The organism is Sinorhizobium sp. CB7 (assembly GCF_041357635.1).
Lineage (GTDB): Bacteria > Pseudomonadota > Alphaproteobacteria > Rhizobiales > Rhizobiaceae > Rhizobium.
Genome location: NZ_JAULLL010000099.1, coordinates 1 through 212, shown reverse-complemented (window position 1 = coordinate 212; position 212 = coordinate 1). Strand labels below are relative to the sequence as shown.

The following is a 212-nucleotide window of genomic DNA, read 5'->3' as shown; positions in this document are numbered from 1 at the left end:
TACATGCCCCACGACCAGTTGGCGGCGCCAACCATTTCGCTGACCGCCAGGCCCAGGGATTCCGGCAGGCCTTGGCCACCGTGCTCCACGTCGTGGGCCAGGCTTGGCCAGCCGCCTTCGACGAATTGTTTGTAGGCTTCTTTGAAACCAGTAGGGGTCTTAACGCCTGACTCACTCCAGGTGCACCCTTCGATGTCACCCACGCGGTTCAA

The 212-nt window shown here is 61.3% G+C and carries 1 pseudogene; it reads right to left on the bottom strand.

The annotated features are described in order from the left end of the window. A pseudogene (locus AAE029_RS36315) lies at positions 1 to 212 on the bottom strand (acyl-CoA dehydrogenase); the annotation flags it as partial.